General features: G+C 34.3%; 15 protein-coding genes. 10 read left to right on the top strand and 5 right to left on the bottom strand.

The features are described from left to right. Positions 1-18 precede the first annotated feature (18 nt). The 3 genes from IEV85_RS07930 to IEV85_RS07920 form a co-directional block, all read right to left on the bottom strand. The gene (locus IEV85_RS07930) at positions 19-243 is read right to left on the bottom strand and encodes a hypothetical protein (RefSeq protein WP_188462013.1); all 225 of its coding nucleotides are present in this window, start codon (positions 241-243) and stop codon (positions 19-21) included. 73 nt (positions 244-316) lie between these two features. Further along, positions 317-1,318 carry a beta-ketoacyl-ACP synthase 3 gene (locus IEV85_RS07925; RefSeq protein WP_188462011.1) on the bottom strand — a complete coding sequence of 334 codons (1,002 nt, stop codon included), beginning with the start codon at positions 1,316-1,318 and terminating at the stop codon, positions 317-319. A 186-nt stretch (positions 1,319-1,504) separates the two neighbouring features. After that, positions 1,505-2,947, bottom strand: coding sequence for a T9SS type A sorting domain-containing protein (locus IEV85_RS07920; protein WP_229712534.1), 1,443 nt, complete (start codon positions 2,945-2,947; stop codon positions 1,505-1,507). 833 nt (positions 2,948-3,780) lie between these two features. Between IEV85_RS07920 and tyrS the strand changes: the two genes are divergently transcribed. The 7 genes from tyrS to IEV85_RS07885 all read left to right on the top strand — a co-directional run bounded on the left by tyrS (position 3,781) and on the right by IEV85_RS07885 (position 11,199). Beyond that, positions 3,781-5,082 carry a tyrosine--tRNA ligase gene (tyrS, locus tag IEV85_RS07915; RefSeq protein WP_188462007.1) on the top strand — a complete coding sequence of 434 codons (1,302 nt, stop codon included), beginning with the start codon at positions 3,781-3,783 and terminating at the stop codon, positions 5,080-5,082. 163 nt (positions 5,083-5,245) lie between these two features. After that, a complete protein-coding gene (gene lhgO / locus IEV85_RS07910) occupies positions 5,246-6,445 on the top strand; it encodes an L-2-hydroxyglutarate oxidase (RefSeq protein WP_188462005.1) in 1,200 nt (399 codons plus the stop codon). Between the two features lie 65 nt (positions 6,446-6,510). After that, the gene (locus IEV85_RS07905) at positions 6,511-7,404 is read left to right on the top strand and encodes a mechanosensitive ion channel family protein (RefSeq protein ID WP_188462003.1); all 894 of its coding nucleotides are present in this window, start codon (positions 6,511-6,513) and stop codon (positions 7,402-7,404) included. Between the two features lie 185 nt (positions 7,405-7,589). Next, the gene (locus IEV85_RS07900) at positions 7,590-7,823 is read left to right on the top strand and encodes a hypothetical protein (RefSeq protein ID WP_188462001.1); all 234 of its coding nucleotides are present in this window, start codon (positions 7,590-7,592) and stop codon (positions 7,821-7,823) included. Positions 7,824-8,200: 377 nt separating this feature from the next. Beyond that, positions 8,201-9,691 (top strand): NADP-dependent isocitrate dehydrogenase, encoded by a 1,491-nt coding sequence (locus tag IEV85_RS07895; protein WP_188461999.1) that lies wholly within the window; start codon positions 8,201-8,203, stop codon positions 9,689-9,691. A gap of 72 nt (positions 9,692-9,763) precedes the next feature. Further along, positions 9,764-10,804 (top strand): translation initiation factor IF-2 N-terminal domain-containing protein, encoded by a 1,041-nt coding sequence (locus IEV85_RS07890; protein ID WP_188461997.1) that lies wholly within the window; start codon positions 9,764-9,766, stop codon positions 10,802-10,804. A 14-nt stretch (positions 10,805-10,818) separates the two neighbouring features. Further along, positions 10,819-11,199: a DUF983 domain-containing protein gene (locus IEV85_RS07885; protein ID WP_188461995.1), complete on the top strand. Its 381-nt coding sequence runs from the start codon at positions 10,819-10,821 to the stop codon at positions 11,197-11,199. 213 nt (positions 11,200-11,412) lie between these two features. On the opposite strand, the gene IEV85_RS07880 is transcribed toward IEV85_RS07885, so the two are convergent. Next, a complete protein-coding gene (locus IEV85_RS07880) occupies positions 11,413-12,018 on the bottom strand; it encodes a hypothetical protein (protein ID WP_188461992.1) in 606 nt (201 codons plus the stop codon). 444 nt (positions 12,019-12,462) lie between these two features. Between IEV85_RS07880 and IEV85_RS07875 the strand changes: the two genes are divergently transcribed. Then, on the top strand, positions 12,463-12,846 hold the full coding sequence (locus IEV85_RS07875; RefSeq protein ID WP_229712532.1) for a DoxX family protein: 384 nt from the start codon (positions 12,463-12,465) through the stop codon (positions 12,844-12,846). Here the strand turns inward: IEV85_RS07875 and IEV85_RS07870 are convergent. Continuing rightward, positions 12,807-13,631, bottom strand: coding sequence for an alpha/beta fold hydrolase (locus IEV85_RS07870; protein WP_188461990.1), 825 nt, complete (start codon positions 13,629-13,631; stop codon positions 12,807-12,809). The two genes, IEV85_RS07875 and IEV85_RS07870, sit on opposite strands and share 40 nt — an antisense overlap. A gap of 52 nt (positions 13,632-13,683) precedes the next feature. Here IEV85_RS07870 and IEV85_RS07865 point away from each other — a divergent pair, with 52 nt between their 5' ends. Both IEV85_RS07865 and IEV85_RS07860 read left to right on the top strand, forming a co-directional pair. Beyond that, a complete protein-coding gene (locus IEV85_RS07865; RefSeq protein WP_188461988.1) occupies positions 13,684-14,103 on the top strand; it encodes a hypothetical protein in 420 nt (139 codons plus the stop codon). Positions 14,104-14,141: 38 nt separating this feature from the next. Next, a complete protein-coding gene (locus IEV85_RS07860) occupies positions 14,142-15,485 on the top strand; it encodes an MATE family efflux transporter (RefSeq protein ID WP_188461986.1) in 1,344 nt (447 codons plus the stop codon). The last annotated feature ends 172 nt before the right edge of the window (positions 15,486-15,657 follow it).

Genomic DNA, 15,657 nt, shown 5'->3' with positions numbered 1-15,657 from the left:
ACTTTATAAAGTTAAAAATTAACCTGCATCAGGCTTTTGAATAATCTTAAGAACCACTTCGTGTTCGTCCTGATCAGAATCTACCAACTTAATTTTAAGCATAGGGTTATCTTCTTTAATCCTATCTTCAATCGCACTAATTTTGCATGAGTTCAATTTTGCTTCAATTTGAGGGGCTAATTCCATTATTGCCTGTGCAATTTCTACTTCCAATTGGCTGGGATTATACTGTTTAGTAATCATAGTTATGTGTTTGTTTTTTTTAAATCTAAAGAAAATCTGGTAAAATCATTGCTTTCACCGGAGAAATTGGATTTTACCACCTAATTAAAGCAGATCCCCAGGTAAACCCACTACCAAAAGCAGCAAGACAAACTAAGTCTCCCTCCTTAATTTTTCCCTCCCCCCATGCTTCACTTAAAGCAATAGGTATAGAGGCCGCAGTTGTATTCCCATATTTCTGAATATTGTTGAATACATTTTCATCTGGCAAGCCTAATTTACTCTGTATGAATTTAGAAATTCTCAGGTTGGCTTGATGAGGAATTAACATATCTATATCTGAAGCACTAAGGTTGTTCTGGTTCAATGCTTCTTCAATTACTTCCTGAAAACGCACTACCGCATGTTTAAAAACCATGTTTCCATTCATGTAAACTTTAAACCCAGAAGTATCTAAAATCTGTTCAGGCTGTCTTTCCTCCTTCGTTCTGCTACTTCCGGGATCCTTCACATATAACTCCTCTGCATATTTCCCTTCTGCATGCAGATGCGTAGATAAAATGCCCTGCTCTTCACTGGCACTTAATATAGCCACCCCTACTCCATCTCCGAAAATTACTGCTGTAGAACGTCCTCTATCAGTTAAATCTATTGCCGTGGACTGGATTTCTCCACCTACAACCATTATATTTTTATACATTCCGGTTTTGATGAACTGATCTGCTACTGAAAGGCTGTATATAAAACCAGAGCAAGCATTTCTAATATCCAAACAGCCAATGGTATCCATTTCCAGTTCACGTTGTAATAGTACGCTGGAACCTGGGAAGAAATAATCCGGAGTAATACTTGCAAAGATTACAAAGTCTATGTCATCTTTAGTTTTACCAGCTCTTTCTAAGGCCATATCAGCAGCTTTTTTAGCCATTTTCGCCAATGAGCCTTCTATTTCAGGATCAAAAAACCGTCTCTCTTTTATACCTGTTCTTTCAGTAATCCACTCATCTGAAGTGTCCAGTATTTTAGATAAATCATCGTTGGTTACAATCGTTTGCGGCACTGCATGACCTAAACCTATAATTTTCGAATATTGCATAAAATTCTTCTTTAAAGCATCAGATTGAATGATGAAAATCAGTGTTTTCATCACAAAAGCTGCCAAATATAGCCGAATTATCAAATCATTTCCAAAATGAACGCTTTAAAATGGCAAAGAGTTTAGCTTACGATATTTAGAAGAGATAGAAATAAGTGTTGTCAAAAAACAATATAATTTGAAATTTCAAATTATAACTATTTTCTTAGTAATTACTTTGACACCATTATTAAAAATTAGAAAATAAACACCTGAAGCATTATCTGGTAGTTTCAAGAAACTTTGTGAAGTTTGGAATTTCATATCTTTAAAAATCACTTGCCCGTTGGCACTTACTAGGGTTAGATTAAATGGTTTAAAACAGGTCTCTGAAATCTTAATATTTACAACTCCACTTGTAGGGTTTGGGTATATAATGTACATACTAGCTTCACTACAGTTTAAAATAGGATTATCGCTAGTTGTCAACCCTTCAAATTCATACTGCATAAAGTTAGGAAATGCTTTGAAATTAAATCCGTTATCTGGATAAGTAATATAAGAAAACCTTAAATTTTCAATAGATTCGTTAGGGTTATCAATACGGTAAAGCCTATTTGTATTATTCCCACTAAAATACAAACGACCATCTAAACCTGTTTGAAGATGTTTATTAACAAAAAAGGGAACGTATCCATCAATAGTACTCACTTCAACTTGATTAAAAGTATAACTTTCTTTGGTTAAAATATCTTCTAAACTGTATTGAATAAAATGTAATTCTTTATTTGCAGATGAGTCAAAAACAGAAACATATAATTTTTTGCTGTCTGGGGAGAAAGTAGCTACATATTGAAACAGGAATTTATTAAGAGGATAATAAGTTCCTAAACTTCCCTCTTCTGCATTAAAAGATAATAAGTCTATAGGAGGGCGGTAAGAATTATCACTTGACCAATGTGTATTCACAATATATTTACCATTAGGCGAGAAATTTAATGTACCTGTTCTGTTTTGAGTTGAATCTGGAATTGAAAAACCTTTAGATTGCTTATCATGAAAAAACACTCCATCACTATTTACCTGATAAATTATAAAATCATTACCTGAAAAAGAATGCAACAACAACCAAAACCCATTGCCACTTGTGATAGGATAAGCTGTAACATTTGGGGACACGTTTGACTCAAGTTCTAAGTTTAAACTATCAATTGAATAGGAATCATCAGTCCTTGAAATATAAGAGTAAGTTATATCTGATGAAATTAATAGTCCATTATCATCAAAATTAGTTTGACATGTAAATAGATAGAAACTATCAAAAGATTCATTCAATGGCAATATCAGACTGGTTTGTCTTAACCCACTACCTATTTTAATATTCTCTTTTACCAAATTTAATTCATTTCCTGACCAAAGATTGATACCGTCAAAATACAGTAGCAATTCCCCTGTTTGAGGATGAGAAAAAACAGTAGTTCTATCATCTTCTGCAAGTGAAGGGCTATTAAAATTAAATTTTGCAGTTCCTTCAATAAATTCAAAACGCAATTGGTTGAAAAACAACCAATTTTTGGTAGTCTTTTGACATTGTAACATGTTAGGCAAAATGAAAATAAAAATAAATATAATTTGATATTTATAATTCATTATTTTTCGAAAATAAACCACTGCATTTTTCAAATTCTGTAAATAATTTAAAGGGACATTTTGTCCCTTTAAATTAAGATAATTAAATTATAAGTTGTTGGGCACAAGTACAATTTAAAGCGGAACTGCTACTTCCACTATTGTCAGTTGGACCAACAGCTCCTATGATACCAAATGGAGGTAAGGAAGAAGATGTTGTGATACGAATTGTCGCATTTCCAGCACCGGCATCCCTACATGCTTGAGAGGTAAATCCATTGCTAAACACTATGCAATACGCTGCATTAAGAGGAGAAGCATAAGTACCAGAATAAATAATTCTAATATCATATTGGGTATTTGGTTGAGCATTTGAAGGCGATATTTTAGTCCCTCCTGTTGTATATAAAAGAGCAGAGTAGGTGCTACTTTGATTAGAACACGGTGAAGGATATTGAGATTTAACATCGTTAAAAATGCTAAAAGAACCAAAAAATAATTAACTTTTTCATAATCTTATACATTAAAATTTAAAAATAATTTTCAACCAATTAAGCCAGTTGTGTAGGGCTTGGAGATTTTGGCTGCTTCAGCCTCTTTTCCTCACTCATTTATAAATTTTGTCCGTGTCATATTGTAGGGTTTGGTGAAATTATAATGTAATGTAACCTTTATAAACATATAAAACAATATACCTATTTAAAACATTTATTAATTTAATAGTCATAATGTTCGATTCGATATTAAAAGCAAGGTTTGAAAATTATAATCCTTACCAATTTATTACTAAAATCCTCCCAAGCCTTCTATATTTGCATTCCTAATCTAATCAGTACAATTAAGTAGATACCAATATGCAAAAGAATTTTATTGAAGAATTACAGTGGAGAGGCATGATACATGATATGATGCCCGGAGTAGAAAAACAACTTGAAAAAGAAATGAGCAGTGCCTATGTAGGCATTGACCCTACCGCTGATTCATTGCACATTGGCCATTTAGTAGGGATAATGATGCTAAAGCATTTCCAGGATGCCGGCCATAAACCTATAGTATTACTAGGTGGGGCTACAGGAATGATTGGTGACCCTTCAGGAAAATCACAGGAGAGGAACCTGCTGGATGAAGCTACTTTAAGACATAATGAAGAGGCTATTAAAAACCAGGTGATGAATTTCCTGAATTTTGATGCTACTGATAAAAACAGTGCTGAAGTGGTAAACAACTACGACTGGATGAAAGACTTTAGCTTCCTGGGCTTTATCCGTGATGTTGGAAAGCATATCACTGTTAACTACATGATGGCAAAGGATTCTGTAAAGAAAAGATTATCAGCAGAATCAAGTGAAGGAATGAGTTTTACAGAGTTCACTTACCAGCTGGTGCAAGGCTATGATTTCTTACACTTATACAAAGCTAAAAACTGTAAACTGCAAATGGGAGGTTCGGATCAGTGGGGCAATATTACCACTGGTACTGAAATGATCAGGAAAATGGAGCAGGGAGAAGCTTTTGCAGTAACCTGCCCACTTATTAAAAAAGCAGATGGCACCAAATTTGGCAAGACTGAGTCAGGAAATATATGGTTAGATCCTAAAAAGACATCCCCTTACAAGTTCTATCAATTTTGGCTTAATGCTTCAGATGAGGATATGAGTAATTTCATCAGGATTTTTAGTACAAAAGGAAAAGAGGAAATTGAAGCATTGGAGGCTGAACATAAGGAAGCTCCTCACCTAAGAACTTTACAAAAAGCTTTAGCTGAAGAACTCACTATCAGAGTACATTCTCAGGAAGCTTTGGATATGGCTTTGAAAGCATCTTCTATTCTTTTTGGAAAGTCAACTACTGAAGAATTGCAAAGTATTGATGAAGACACCTTATTATCTGTTTTTGAGGGAGTCCCCCAGGTAACTATTTCTTCTAAAGAGTTGAAAGACACTGCTACTCTCATTGATTTTCTATCTGAAACTACTCAGTCGGTTATTTTTCCTTCCAAAGGTGAAGCAAGAAAAATGATACAAGGTGGCGGTGTAAGCATCAATAAAGAAAAAGTAGAGGATGGAAATGCAACTCCGGCATTAGAATTATTGCAGGGAAAATATATATTAGTACAGAGAGGAAAGAAAAATTACTATTTGGTAATTGTGGATTAGTGCGAAATATAGCGTATTGAGTACAGAAATGTGAGACAGTGTATTATGAATTTGCAACAAAACCAATAGACATCAGATCTAAAATAATTCTGAACTAAGAAATAATCTAATCGCAGAAAATAACTCCGGATTTACCAGTACCTAATAACTAATATTAACAACCATGAGTAAACATAACATCATCATTATTGGCGGAGGGATTGTTGGCCTTGCTACAGCTTTAAAAATTAAGCAGAAAAACGCTCAGCTATCTGTGCTTTTACTAGAGAAGGAAAGCAAACTGGCGCAGCACCAAACTGGTAATAATAGTGGAGTTATTCATTCTGGTGTTTATTATAAGCCGGGTAGTTTAAAAGCTAAAAATTGTATTGATGGGTATAACCAATTATTAAAATTCTGTGATGATGAAGGCGTTCCTTATGAATTATGCGGTAAAGTAATTGTGGCTACAGATAAAAGTGAGCTTCCCACCCTAACAATGATTGAAGAAAGAGGTAATCAGAATGGATTAACTAACCTCAAAAGATTAACGGGAGAAGAAGTCAACGAACATGAGCCTTATATTAATGGAATTGCAGGAATACATGTACCTCAAACAGGCATTATTGATTATACTGCTGTCTCATTAAAATATGCTGAAAAATTTCAGGAACTGGGAGGAGAAATTAAACTTGGGGAAAAGGTAGAAGATATACAGCTAAAAAATGGGGTAAGCACTGTCATCACTCACAATGCAAGTTTTGATGCAGACCTGATAGTGAATTGCGCGGGCTTATATTCAGATAAAATTGCAAGACTAACTTCCAAAAAATTAGACCTGAAAATCATTCCTTTTCGGGGTGAATACTTTATGATCAAGCCTGAGAAGCAATATTTAATTAAGAATTTGGTTTATCCGGTGCCTGATCCAAATTTTCCTTTTCTGGGCGTGCACTTTACAAGAATGATCAATGGAGGAATTGAAGCCGGACCTAACGCAGTTTTAGCTTTTAAAAGGGAAGGATACAGAAAAACACTCTTCAACCTGGTAGAACTTGGAGAATCTCTGGCTTGGCCAGGCTTTCAAAAAGTAGCTTCTAAGTATTGGAAAACAGGATTTGGAGAAATGTATCGTTCATTTTCTAAAGGTGCTTTCACCAAAGCTTTACAAAAATTACTTCCTGACATTACCGAAGACGACCTAACTCCCGGAGGTGCCGGTGTAAGAGCTCAGGCATGCGACAGAAATGGTGGGCTAATTGATGATTTTTTAATTCTTGAGGAAGAAAATGCAATTAATGTTTGTAATGCGCCTTCTCCGGCAGCCACCTCTTCCCTATCCATTGGAGACCATGTTAGTAAATTGGTTTTGAAGCGGTTCTGACATCTTTCTAAGAGGAAATCAGTATTTAATGAAAGGTTATCTTTATATTGACCTGATAAATTCTCATGATTAAAGATATTTCAGAATACATAGAAACCCATTGGCAAATCAGCCCTGCGATTCAACACAAAATCTTCTACAGCCTGGTAGCAATTTTGATTTTACTATTGGTCAGGTATTTTGCTTTGCAGTTTGTTTTCAAAAGATTTCACGATGCGAAACATCGATATCTGTGGAAAAACAGTATAAAAAACACTTACTACATCCTCCTGATTCTCATTATCCTTAATATTTGGATAGATAGAATTGACTCATTAGGTACATTTTTAGGACTTGTAAGTGCGGGTTTAGCCATTGCTTTGCAGGTTCCTATTGTAAACCTGGCCGGTTGGTTGTTTATCATGATTCGCAAGCCTTTTGAAGTAGGCGACAGAATAGAAATTGACGACAATTCAGGAGATGTAATAGATATCCGGTTTTTTCAATTCACCATAAATGAAATAGGTAATTGGGTAGATTCTGACCAAAGCACAGGAAGGATTATCCATATTCCCAACGGAAAAGTTTTTAGCCAAAGTCAGGCCAATTATAACCAGGGGTTTAGCCATGTATGGAATGAAATAGCTGTTAATATAACCTTTGAAAGCAATTGGAAAAAAGCTAAATCCATACTGAATGAAATAGTGAATAAGCATGCGGAAGAATTAAGCTTTTCTGCCAAAAGAAAACTAGTGGAAGCTTCTAAGAAGTTCATGATCTTTTATAGCAATCTTACACCAATAATTTATACTTCAGTAAAGGAAAGTGGCGTTCAGTTAACAATCAGGTATCTATCATTACCCAAGCAAAGAAGAAGAACAGAACATATAATTTGGGAAGAGATTCTGGAAAGATTTAACCAAGAAGAGGACATAAGTTTAGCATATCCTACCCAACGTATCTATTTTGATGGAAAATAATAATATACCTATCTACTTAGATAATGGATTATTTTATAAAACTATTGATGGATACCGATCTATTACTTAAATTGTTTACTGAAATAAAAAAAACCTTCTGCTATTTCAAACCTTCATAGGTTGTACTTAGTACAACAAAAGTATAAGTTGAATTAATCAGAGATCATAATTGTTTTAATCATAACTTGAAAGCTTTCTTCCAATATATTGCCGAAAATCCTGACTACATTATTTTAGCATGTAGCTCCGCCTTTTTAGTATCTTATTTTATTCGCTGGGTCTTCAGAAACAATAATAATTCTGATGACGATGAAGGTGGCGGAGGTGGTGGCTCGTCAAATGGAACGGACGATCCTGTTTTGGATTTACCACCGGGAGTATGTCTTCCTAAAGATAAAAATGAGCCGGAATTAGTTTAATATAAATTTAGCTGGTGATAGCTTATTTAATGTGATTTAATTTTGTGTTAAAATCCCTCTAATCTCTTATCAAATAAAGAAGTAAGCTATCAAATGTAAAATAGGCCTCAAATCACCTTACATACAAGCAAAACTTATCGATTAAGCTGTAATAATATACTCAAACTTAAGCTTTGATTCAAACCCCTTAAACAGTATTTTTGCACCAGTAAACTGAAGAACCAAAACTGTATTTAAGCGTAGATAGATAGTTGAATGTTGTTACACTAATTAATAATTTCATCCAATGTTAATTGCTTAGGCTTATAAAAGATAGTTGAGGCTATTTATTTAGTTTTAACATCATGAATTGCGATCACTAAAACAAATAATATAACATGAAAGAATCTGCAAGTACTACAAAACCTTTGAGTATAGTAATTGCCAAAGGTGATGGTATAGGTCCTGAAATAATGGACGCCACGCTCAAAATACTGGAAGCTGCCAATGTTCAGATTGATGCTACACACATCGAAATTGGAGAAAAAGCCTTTTTAGCCGGCAATACTTCAGGAATTACAGAAGATGCTTGGGATGCTATTCATCAAAAAAAGGTGATCTTAAAAGCACCAATTACCACGCCTCAGGGAAAAGGTTATAAAAGTTTAAATGTAACTATCAGAAAATCATTGGGCTTGTTTGCGAATGTCAGGCCTGCAGTTTCCTATCACCCATATGTTAAAACCAATCATGAGGTGATGGATATTGTAATGATTAGAGAAAATGAAGAAGACCTTTATGCAGGTATAGAGCATCAGCAGACTGATGAGGTAACTCAGTGTTTAAAGTTAATATCCAGACCTGGTACTGAAAAAATCGTTAGATACGCTTTTGAGTATGCTAGAAAGTTTAACCGCAAAAAGGTTACTTGCTTAGTGAAGGATAATATTATGAAAATTACTGATGGATTGTTCCATAGTATTTTTAAAGAAATATCTAAAGAGTACCCTGATATTGAAGCCGAAAGCCAGATTATTGATATAGCTTCTGCAAGAATAGCTAACAGGCCTCAGGATTATGATGTATTAGTAACGTCAAACTTATATGGTGATATTGTTTCAGACATTACTGCAGAAATTTCGGGTTCTGTAGGCCTGGCAGGTTCTTCAAATATTGGTCAGGAATATGCTATGTTTGAAGCCATTCATGGTTCCGCTCCTGATATTGCAGGTAAAGGAATTGCTAACCCTTCAGGTTTATTACATGGTGCTATTCAAATGCTCCAGTATTTCGGTGAAGCTGAAAAAGCTGCCTACATTCAAAATGCATGGTTGAGAACCATAGAAGACGGAATGCACACGGGCGATATTTATAATGACTCAATCAGCAAGAAAAAGCTTAACACCAGCGAATTTGCTGATGCGGTAATTGAAAGATTAGGTCAAAATCCTGAGCACTTCGCTAAAATAGAGTTCAATAGTGACGATACCAGAATTGTTATTAAAGATACTGAGCATGCTCCACGAAAAAAAGAATTAGTGGGCGTGGATGTGTTTATTGATGATAAAAACAGAGATGCAGAAGCTTTAGGAAACAGCCTGGTTGATGCTTCAAAAGAAGTTTTAAAACTTAAAATGATTACCAACCGTGGTGTAAAAGTATATCCGGGAGGTATGAAATCTACTTTCTGTACTGACCACTGGAGGTTAAGATTTATTTCGAAATCTGCTGAAAAAGTAAATGGGCAGTATGAATATAAAAATATTACTGCACAAGAAGTAATAGATATTCAGTCCCAACTGGTTAAAAGTGGCTTTGATGTGATAAAAACAGAGAACCTATATACTTTTGACGGAAAAATAGGCTTTTCATTAGGCCAGGGAGAATAAACACTTACAAAGGGGGTTAACAGAAGATACTCCCTTTGTTTTTTACTGAATTAATTTATAGCCTACCAAACCATGAGATTAGCCCAAGCAGCAAGAAATTTATCAATTACTACTGATGATATTATTGCTTTCTTAAGTAAAAAAGGAATTGAAGTAGAGAAAGATTCAAATACTAAACTGGATGAAGAGTCTGTTTCACTTCTTTTTGATTATTTTGATACTAAACCTGTTGAAGAAAAAGAAGCTGCCAAAAAAAACGCTGACATAGACAATAAAGGCAAAGCTGAAGTTGAGCCAACCACTCACGATGAAACAAATAACGGGAAAGATTACGTAGCTTTAAAAAGTAATGAATCAAATGAATCAAATGAATCAGTTGAAAAAGTTTTACCGAAAGATCAATCAGTTGTAACACAAGAGCACTCAGAGCTTCATTCAGAAGATAAAAACAGTAATAGCAAAGATTCATCATTTGAGCCTGCTGAAACTCAGGAAGACAATAAACCTGCAGAAGAAAACAACATGGATGTAGCACACATTCATGTTGAAGGAAAAGTTGATGAAAATGATAAGGAAAAAATTGATGAGTTGACCTCAGAAGTACAGCCCTCTTCTAAAAGGTATAAAACTGTTGCTGACATTTTAGACTCTGAAACCACTAGTTCTACTGAAGAGGACATAGTAATAAAGGCTCCTAAAATATCATTAAAGGGATTAAACGTGCTGGGTAAAATTGATTTACCTGAGCCTAAACCCAAAGAGGAAAAGCAAAAACACTCTGCCGAAAAGGACAAGTCATCAAATATTAATAAAAAGAAAGCTCACAGAAGGCTGAAAGATAACTCAAGAGGGAAAAAGCGAGAACTTACTCCTCAACAGATAAGAGAAAGAGAAAAAAAGAGAGAAGCCAGAAAGCAGGAAGAAGCCGAAAGGCTTAGAAAAAAGAAAAAAGAGGCTTACTACAAAGAAAAAATACTGAAACCTACCCAGGAAAAGCAGAAAAAAAATAAGCCTAAAAAAGCGAGAACCTCTAATACAGAAGTAAATAAAAAACAAGTTAAACCTCAGCCTACCACACTTTTGGGGAAATTTTGGAGGTGGCTAAACACATAAAAACATAAAACAAATTGAAAAAAGGAAATAAGTTATATAGTATTTTTAAATTTAAATGCCCCCGATGTCACGAGGGAGATCTCTTTGAATCGCCAGCATATAATTTAAAAAAGTTTCAGAAAATGCCTAAGCATTGTAGTCATTGTGGACTACGATACATGTCGGAGCCATCTTTTTTCGATGGGGCTATGTATATCAGTTATGCTATGCAGGTAGCTTTGATTATTACTGTTTTTACAGCCCTTAACATTTTGGGCATAGCAAAGCTTTGGCTCATTTTAACTTTATCCATTTCTGCCTCCATTTTACTTATCCCAATTACCTTTCGCCTTTCCAGAAGTGCCTATATAAATATTTTTGTAAAGTATGCACCTGAAAAAAGATCAGAATATTAAAAAAAACTGTTTAACTATTGTTGTGATTTATTAAACAAAATTTCTTAACTTTGAGTATCAACTTTAACCACTTTTAGCTATGAAAAGAAATTTTTTAATAATCATCGGAATTCTTGTTGCTACACTAATAATTGTCACATTTATATAATAAAAAAAGCCAGATATTTTAATAAATTATCTGGCTTTTTTATTCCTAAAAATAAATTTTAAAAATTATCTATTATGCTCTTCCAGCTTATTTAAGGCTGTTTGTAACTCTCTTTTTATCTTCACTTGTTTCTCATGTGAGGTTTTTCTTAGTTCTTCCAACTCATTATCAACCCTTGCTTTATCAATCTTTGTCTGCCTGGTAACTTTATGGCTATTGTAAAATAAGTAATAAACCACACCTAGAGCTATCACCAATATTGCTACTATTGACCAAACAAGTGCATTATAACCTGACTTAGTCATAGGGATACCCAGGAAAAAAATCCCATCCACCAACTTTTGAGTTTCCTCCAGATTAGTTGTTAACTCCTGAACTTCACTTCTCAAGCTATCTGCTGTTTTCTTTGCCGCTCTTTCTTCATTTTCAGCTACGGCAATTTCATTCTGATACCTGCTCAAAGTGTCAGAAAGTTTACCTTCAAAACTGTTCAATTCAGCAATAGGAATAACCTTATATTGTTTAAAAGTCTCACTATTCTCTATTAGCCCTCTATAATCGCTTTTTAAATTACTTTCCTGTGCCTCTGCTTCAGATTGTGCAAGCAAAGAAAACGATGACAGGAAAAAAGCTCCTGAAAAAATAATAGCTAATCTTTTCATTTTATTCATGTGTCTATATTTGTTCTTTAGTTATGGCATGTAATTCGCAAAATTAATATTCACCCTCAGGTGGTGACTATCGATTATACTCATTTCATGAATGTATATTTAGTTTTTAGTTGTTCTTTGAATTTCAATTTGACCATCAATCTTAAAAAAGTGTTTATATCGACTACCCGCCTATAATACACTCGCATAAGTTCTGAATAGCCAATTTTAGCAAACGTAGCTTTTCATTTAATATTGATATAAATAACCCTAATTATTAAAGTCAATAAATTTTATCGCTAAAATATCAGTATTAGTTCCTGACAAATGCAAGTTTAACGAAACAAAGGTAAAAAAAACATATAATTACCTTTAATTTTGATTCAAATAAAACCATTCTCCTGAAATGGTGAGAAAACAGCTCTGCCCTGACTTATGAAGCACATCAATTTAAAACTTACCAGATTGCTTAAAAGTAAGTGTTCGGTTTATATTCTTTTTTTCTTTTATTTAGCAGCAGGTGTTAATCATTTCATCAACCCATCTTTCTATCTTCCTTTAATACCTGATTATTTACCCTATCATCCAACAATTAATATTATAAGTGGTATTGCAGAAATAATTTTAGCTATAGCAATTCATTTTCGGGCAATAAGAAAAGTAACTGCCTATCTGCTCATCCTAATGCTGGTTGCTTTTATTCCTTCCCACATATATTTTATACAGGAAGGTTCCTGCATTCAAAGTGGATTATGTGTGGCTGAATGGATTGGGTGGGCACGATTATTAGTTATACATCCACTGCTTATTTATTGGGCATTAATGGTGGGGAAATCAGCTGATAAATAAGAATGCTTCCGGATAAAATTATACCCTATCTGATTAAATTCTTCAGGACTATCAATATTACAAATATGACCTGCATGATCAATAACCACTATGTTCACATGGTTTTGGTTGCAAACAAAAGATTGAGCAGCATTTAGAAAAATGTAATCTTCCTTACCCATGATTACTAAACCCGGAAAACTAATTTTTTGATAGAAAAACCTATTTAGCAAAGCAAAAAATTCTCCATAAAGACCTACCCACTTCATATACTCTTGTGCTGTAAGCTTTTGTGCTTGTATTTTATAAATCTTCCTCGATCGCTGATGTCTCTTCTTTGGCATTAAGAGATATGAAAATATATTGTACATCCAGCTGTAAGGCAAAACCACATTTAAAAACCTTGCCATTTGCACAAACGATTTTATCCATACATTTGCTTTAAAGATGCCTCCGGCAAATATTGCAGAGGCCACTAACGAAGGATATTTTATACTTAAATCCTGTAATAAAACGCTGCCAAATGATAGCGTAATAAAATGCGCTTTTTTGATATAATGCATTTGCAATACGTCCATCACATCCTCCGTAATCACATCGAAAGTATAATTAGTATGTGACGGTTCTATTTGTTTGGACTGACCATGATCCCTAAGGTCAATTAATAGTAGATTATAATTACCTTTAAACTGTTCTACCTGATATTTCCATGTAGCTGTGCTTCCTCCTGCCCCATGCAAAAACACAATCCATTCACTATGAGGCCCAACCATATAAGTTTCCGAATACAACCTGTTTTTTGTCATCTTTTTTAAACACCTGAAAAGAAATAATGTTAATCAATTTTAATTTAAAAACATGATTCAACTTATAAAGCTATTAAGTGATTTTGGGCTTCTCATATTAATATGGATAATCCAAACAATTGTTTACCCCTCATTTAGTTATTATTCATCATCAGAACTTCTTATTTGGCATGAAAAATATACTCACCTGATCACCTTCATAGTACTTCCTTTAATGGCTACTCAACTATTTAGCTCATGTTATTTAACCTATCATGAATTCAACTGGGTTAATTCTATACAGCTTATACTTATATTAATCATCTGGTTTTCAACGTTTTTACAAGCAGTTCCTCTGCACAACCAAATAGCAGTGGGAAAAGACTTATCCGAGAACATCATAAAATTGGTTCAGGTAAACTGGCTTCGAACCATCTTATGGTCAATTGTATTCTTGCTAAGCTTTTATAATAGCAGCAAAGAACTTATCTGATAGGCTGGCGTTACACTAGTTGTTTTTACAAATACTTAATGAGCACATCTGACGAATTTGGTAATAAGCCAATCAATTTATTATTAAGAAAACAAGCTATACCTGCCTCCATTGGTATTTTGGTTTTATCTGTATATGGCATAGTTGATACCATTTTTGTTGGGAACTTTGTTGGTTCATTGGGTATAGCTGCCATTACTGTGGTACTTCCTATTACTTTTCTCATCTCGTCCATAGGAATGGGGATAGGTATAGGTGGTGCCTCCATCATTTCTCGTGCTTTAGGCGCTAAAACACCTGAAAAGGCAGGCAAAACATTAGGGAATCAACTTTCTCTCACTTTATTTTTAGGTGTTACATTTTGTATATTGGGTTATGTTTTCATAGAACCCTTACTATCAGCTTTTGGCGCAAAAGGAGATATATTAAAGCCAACAGTAGATTATTTCAGTATAATTCTTTTAGGAATTCCTGTTTTGGCTTATACAATGATGTCCAACAGTATTATCAGAGCAGTCGGCTATCCCAGAGTAGCCATGTATGTGATGATAGTACCTGCGGTGGTGAATATCATACTAGACCCACTCTTTATCATTACTTTCGATATGGGTATAAAAGGAGCTGCGTGGGCCACCACCCTCTCCTATCTGGGAAGCGCTAGTTATGTGGCTGTTTTTTTTATTCAGGGTAAAACAGGTATTAAGCTCAAGGCAAGTGATTTCATTCCGAATTGGAAAATTACAGGAGAAATCTTTTCTATTGGTTCTGTGACTTTTGCCAGGCAAGGAGTGGTAAGTTTGCTTTACTTAGTATTAAATAATTCTCTTTACAAGTATGGTGGAGAGTCAAGTATTGCAGTATATGGAATAATCAACAGGATGATGATGGTGGTAAATGTTCCTGCTTTAGGAATTACACAGGGCTCTATGCCTATTGTGGGCTACAATTATGGTGCAAAAGCATGGAGAAGAGTAAAATTAACCATGAAAAATTCAATGCTTTCAGGCACTATTATTTCCTCTTGTATTTTTGCGTTGATCATGATTTTTACCCCTCAAATAATTAGAATTTTTTCTTCCGATCCTGAATTGATTAAAGAAACTGTTCCAGCATTGCGAATTACCTTTTTAGCCACACCACTTATCGCATTACAGTTAATTAGTTCTGCTTATTATCAGGCAATTGGTAAATCTATTCCTGCTCTACTCCTTACCTTAACCAAACAAGGCTTTTTCCTGATTCCTCTTTTACTTATTTTACCAAATTTTATTGGATTGAAAGGACTATGGATAGCCTTTCCAATTGCAGATGTCTCAGCAGCTCTTGTCTGCATGGCATATCTTTTTTATGATAATAAGCGTATTTTAATAAACAGAGCCTAATTAGGTAATTCAACGAGAATCAATGGTATGTATCTGAAAATGAGCAACAAATGATTACCGATTATACAATCTGATTTTAGATTACATATAAAAGGGAAAAGTGCTATTCCAAGTAATTAATTTACAATCCGCTTATCCTCATTAATACCTTGCTTACCGATTAGTTTAACCA

This window comes from Marivirga lumbricoides (assembly GCF_014636295.1).
Lineage (GTDB): Bacteria > Bacteroidota > Bacteroidia > Cytophagales > Cyclobacteriaceae > Marivirga > Marivirga lumbricoides.
Note: the sequence above shows the minus strand (reverse complement) of the source record. Positions and strands in the feature narration are given on the sequence as shown.

Bases quoted from the DNA above. Each gene is read 5' to 3' on its own strand.
- tyrS (WP_188462007.1), top strand. From the start codon at position 3,781: ATGCAAAAGAATTTTATTGAAGAATTACAGTGGAGAGGCATGATACAT.
- lhgO (WP_188462005.1), top strand. From the start codon at position 5,246: ATGAGTAAACATAACATCATCATTATTGGCGGAGGGATTGTTGGCCTT.
- IEV85_RS07920 (WP_229712534.1), bottom strand. From the start codon at position 2,947: ATGAATTATAAATATCAAATTATATTTATTTTTATTTTCATTTTGCCT.
- IEV85_RS07890 (WP_188461997.1), top strand. From the start codon at position 9,764: ATGAGATTAGCCCAAGCAGCAAGAAATTTATCAATTACTACTGATGAT.
- IEV85_RS07925 (WP_188462011.1), bottom strand. From the start codon at position 1,318: ATGCAATATTCGAAAATTATAGGTTTAGGTCATGCAGTGCCGCAAACG.
- IEV85_RS07905 (WP_188462003.1), top strand. From the start codon at position 6,511: ATGATTAAAGATATTTCAGAATACATAGAAACCCATTGGCAAATCAGC.
- IEV85_RS07865 (WP_188461988.1), top strand. From the start codon at position 13,684: ATGATTCAACTTATAAAGCTATTAAGTGATTTTGGGCTTCTCATATTA.
- IEV85_RS07880 (WP_188461992.1), bottom strand. From the start codon at position 12,018: ATGAATAAAATGAAAAGATTAGCTATTATTTTTTCAGGAGCTTTTTTC.
- IEV85_RS07930 (WP_188462013.1), bottom strand. From the start codon at position 243: ATGATTACTAAACAGTATAATCCCAGCCAATTGGAAGTAGAAATTGCA.
- IEV85_RS07870 (WP_188461990.1), bottom strand. From the start codon at position 13,631: ATGACAAAAAACAGGTTGTATTCGGAAACTTATATGGTTGGGCCTCAT.
- IEV85_RS07895 (WP_188461999.1), top strand. From the start codon at position 8,201: ATGAAAGAATCTGCAAGTACTACAAAACCTTTGAGTATAGTAATTGCC.
- IEV85_RS07860 (WP_188461986.1), top strand. From the start codon at position 14,142: ATGAGCACATCTGACGAATTTGGTAATAAGCCAATCAATTTATTATTA.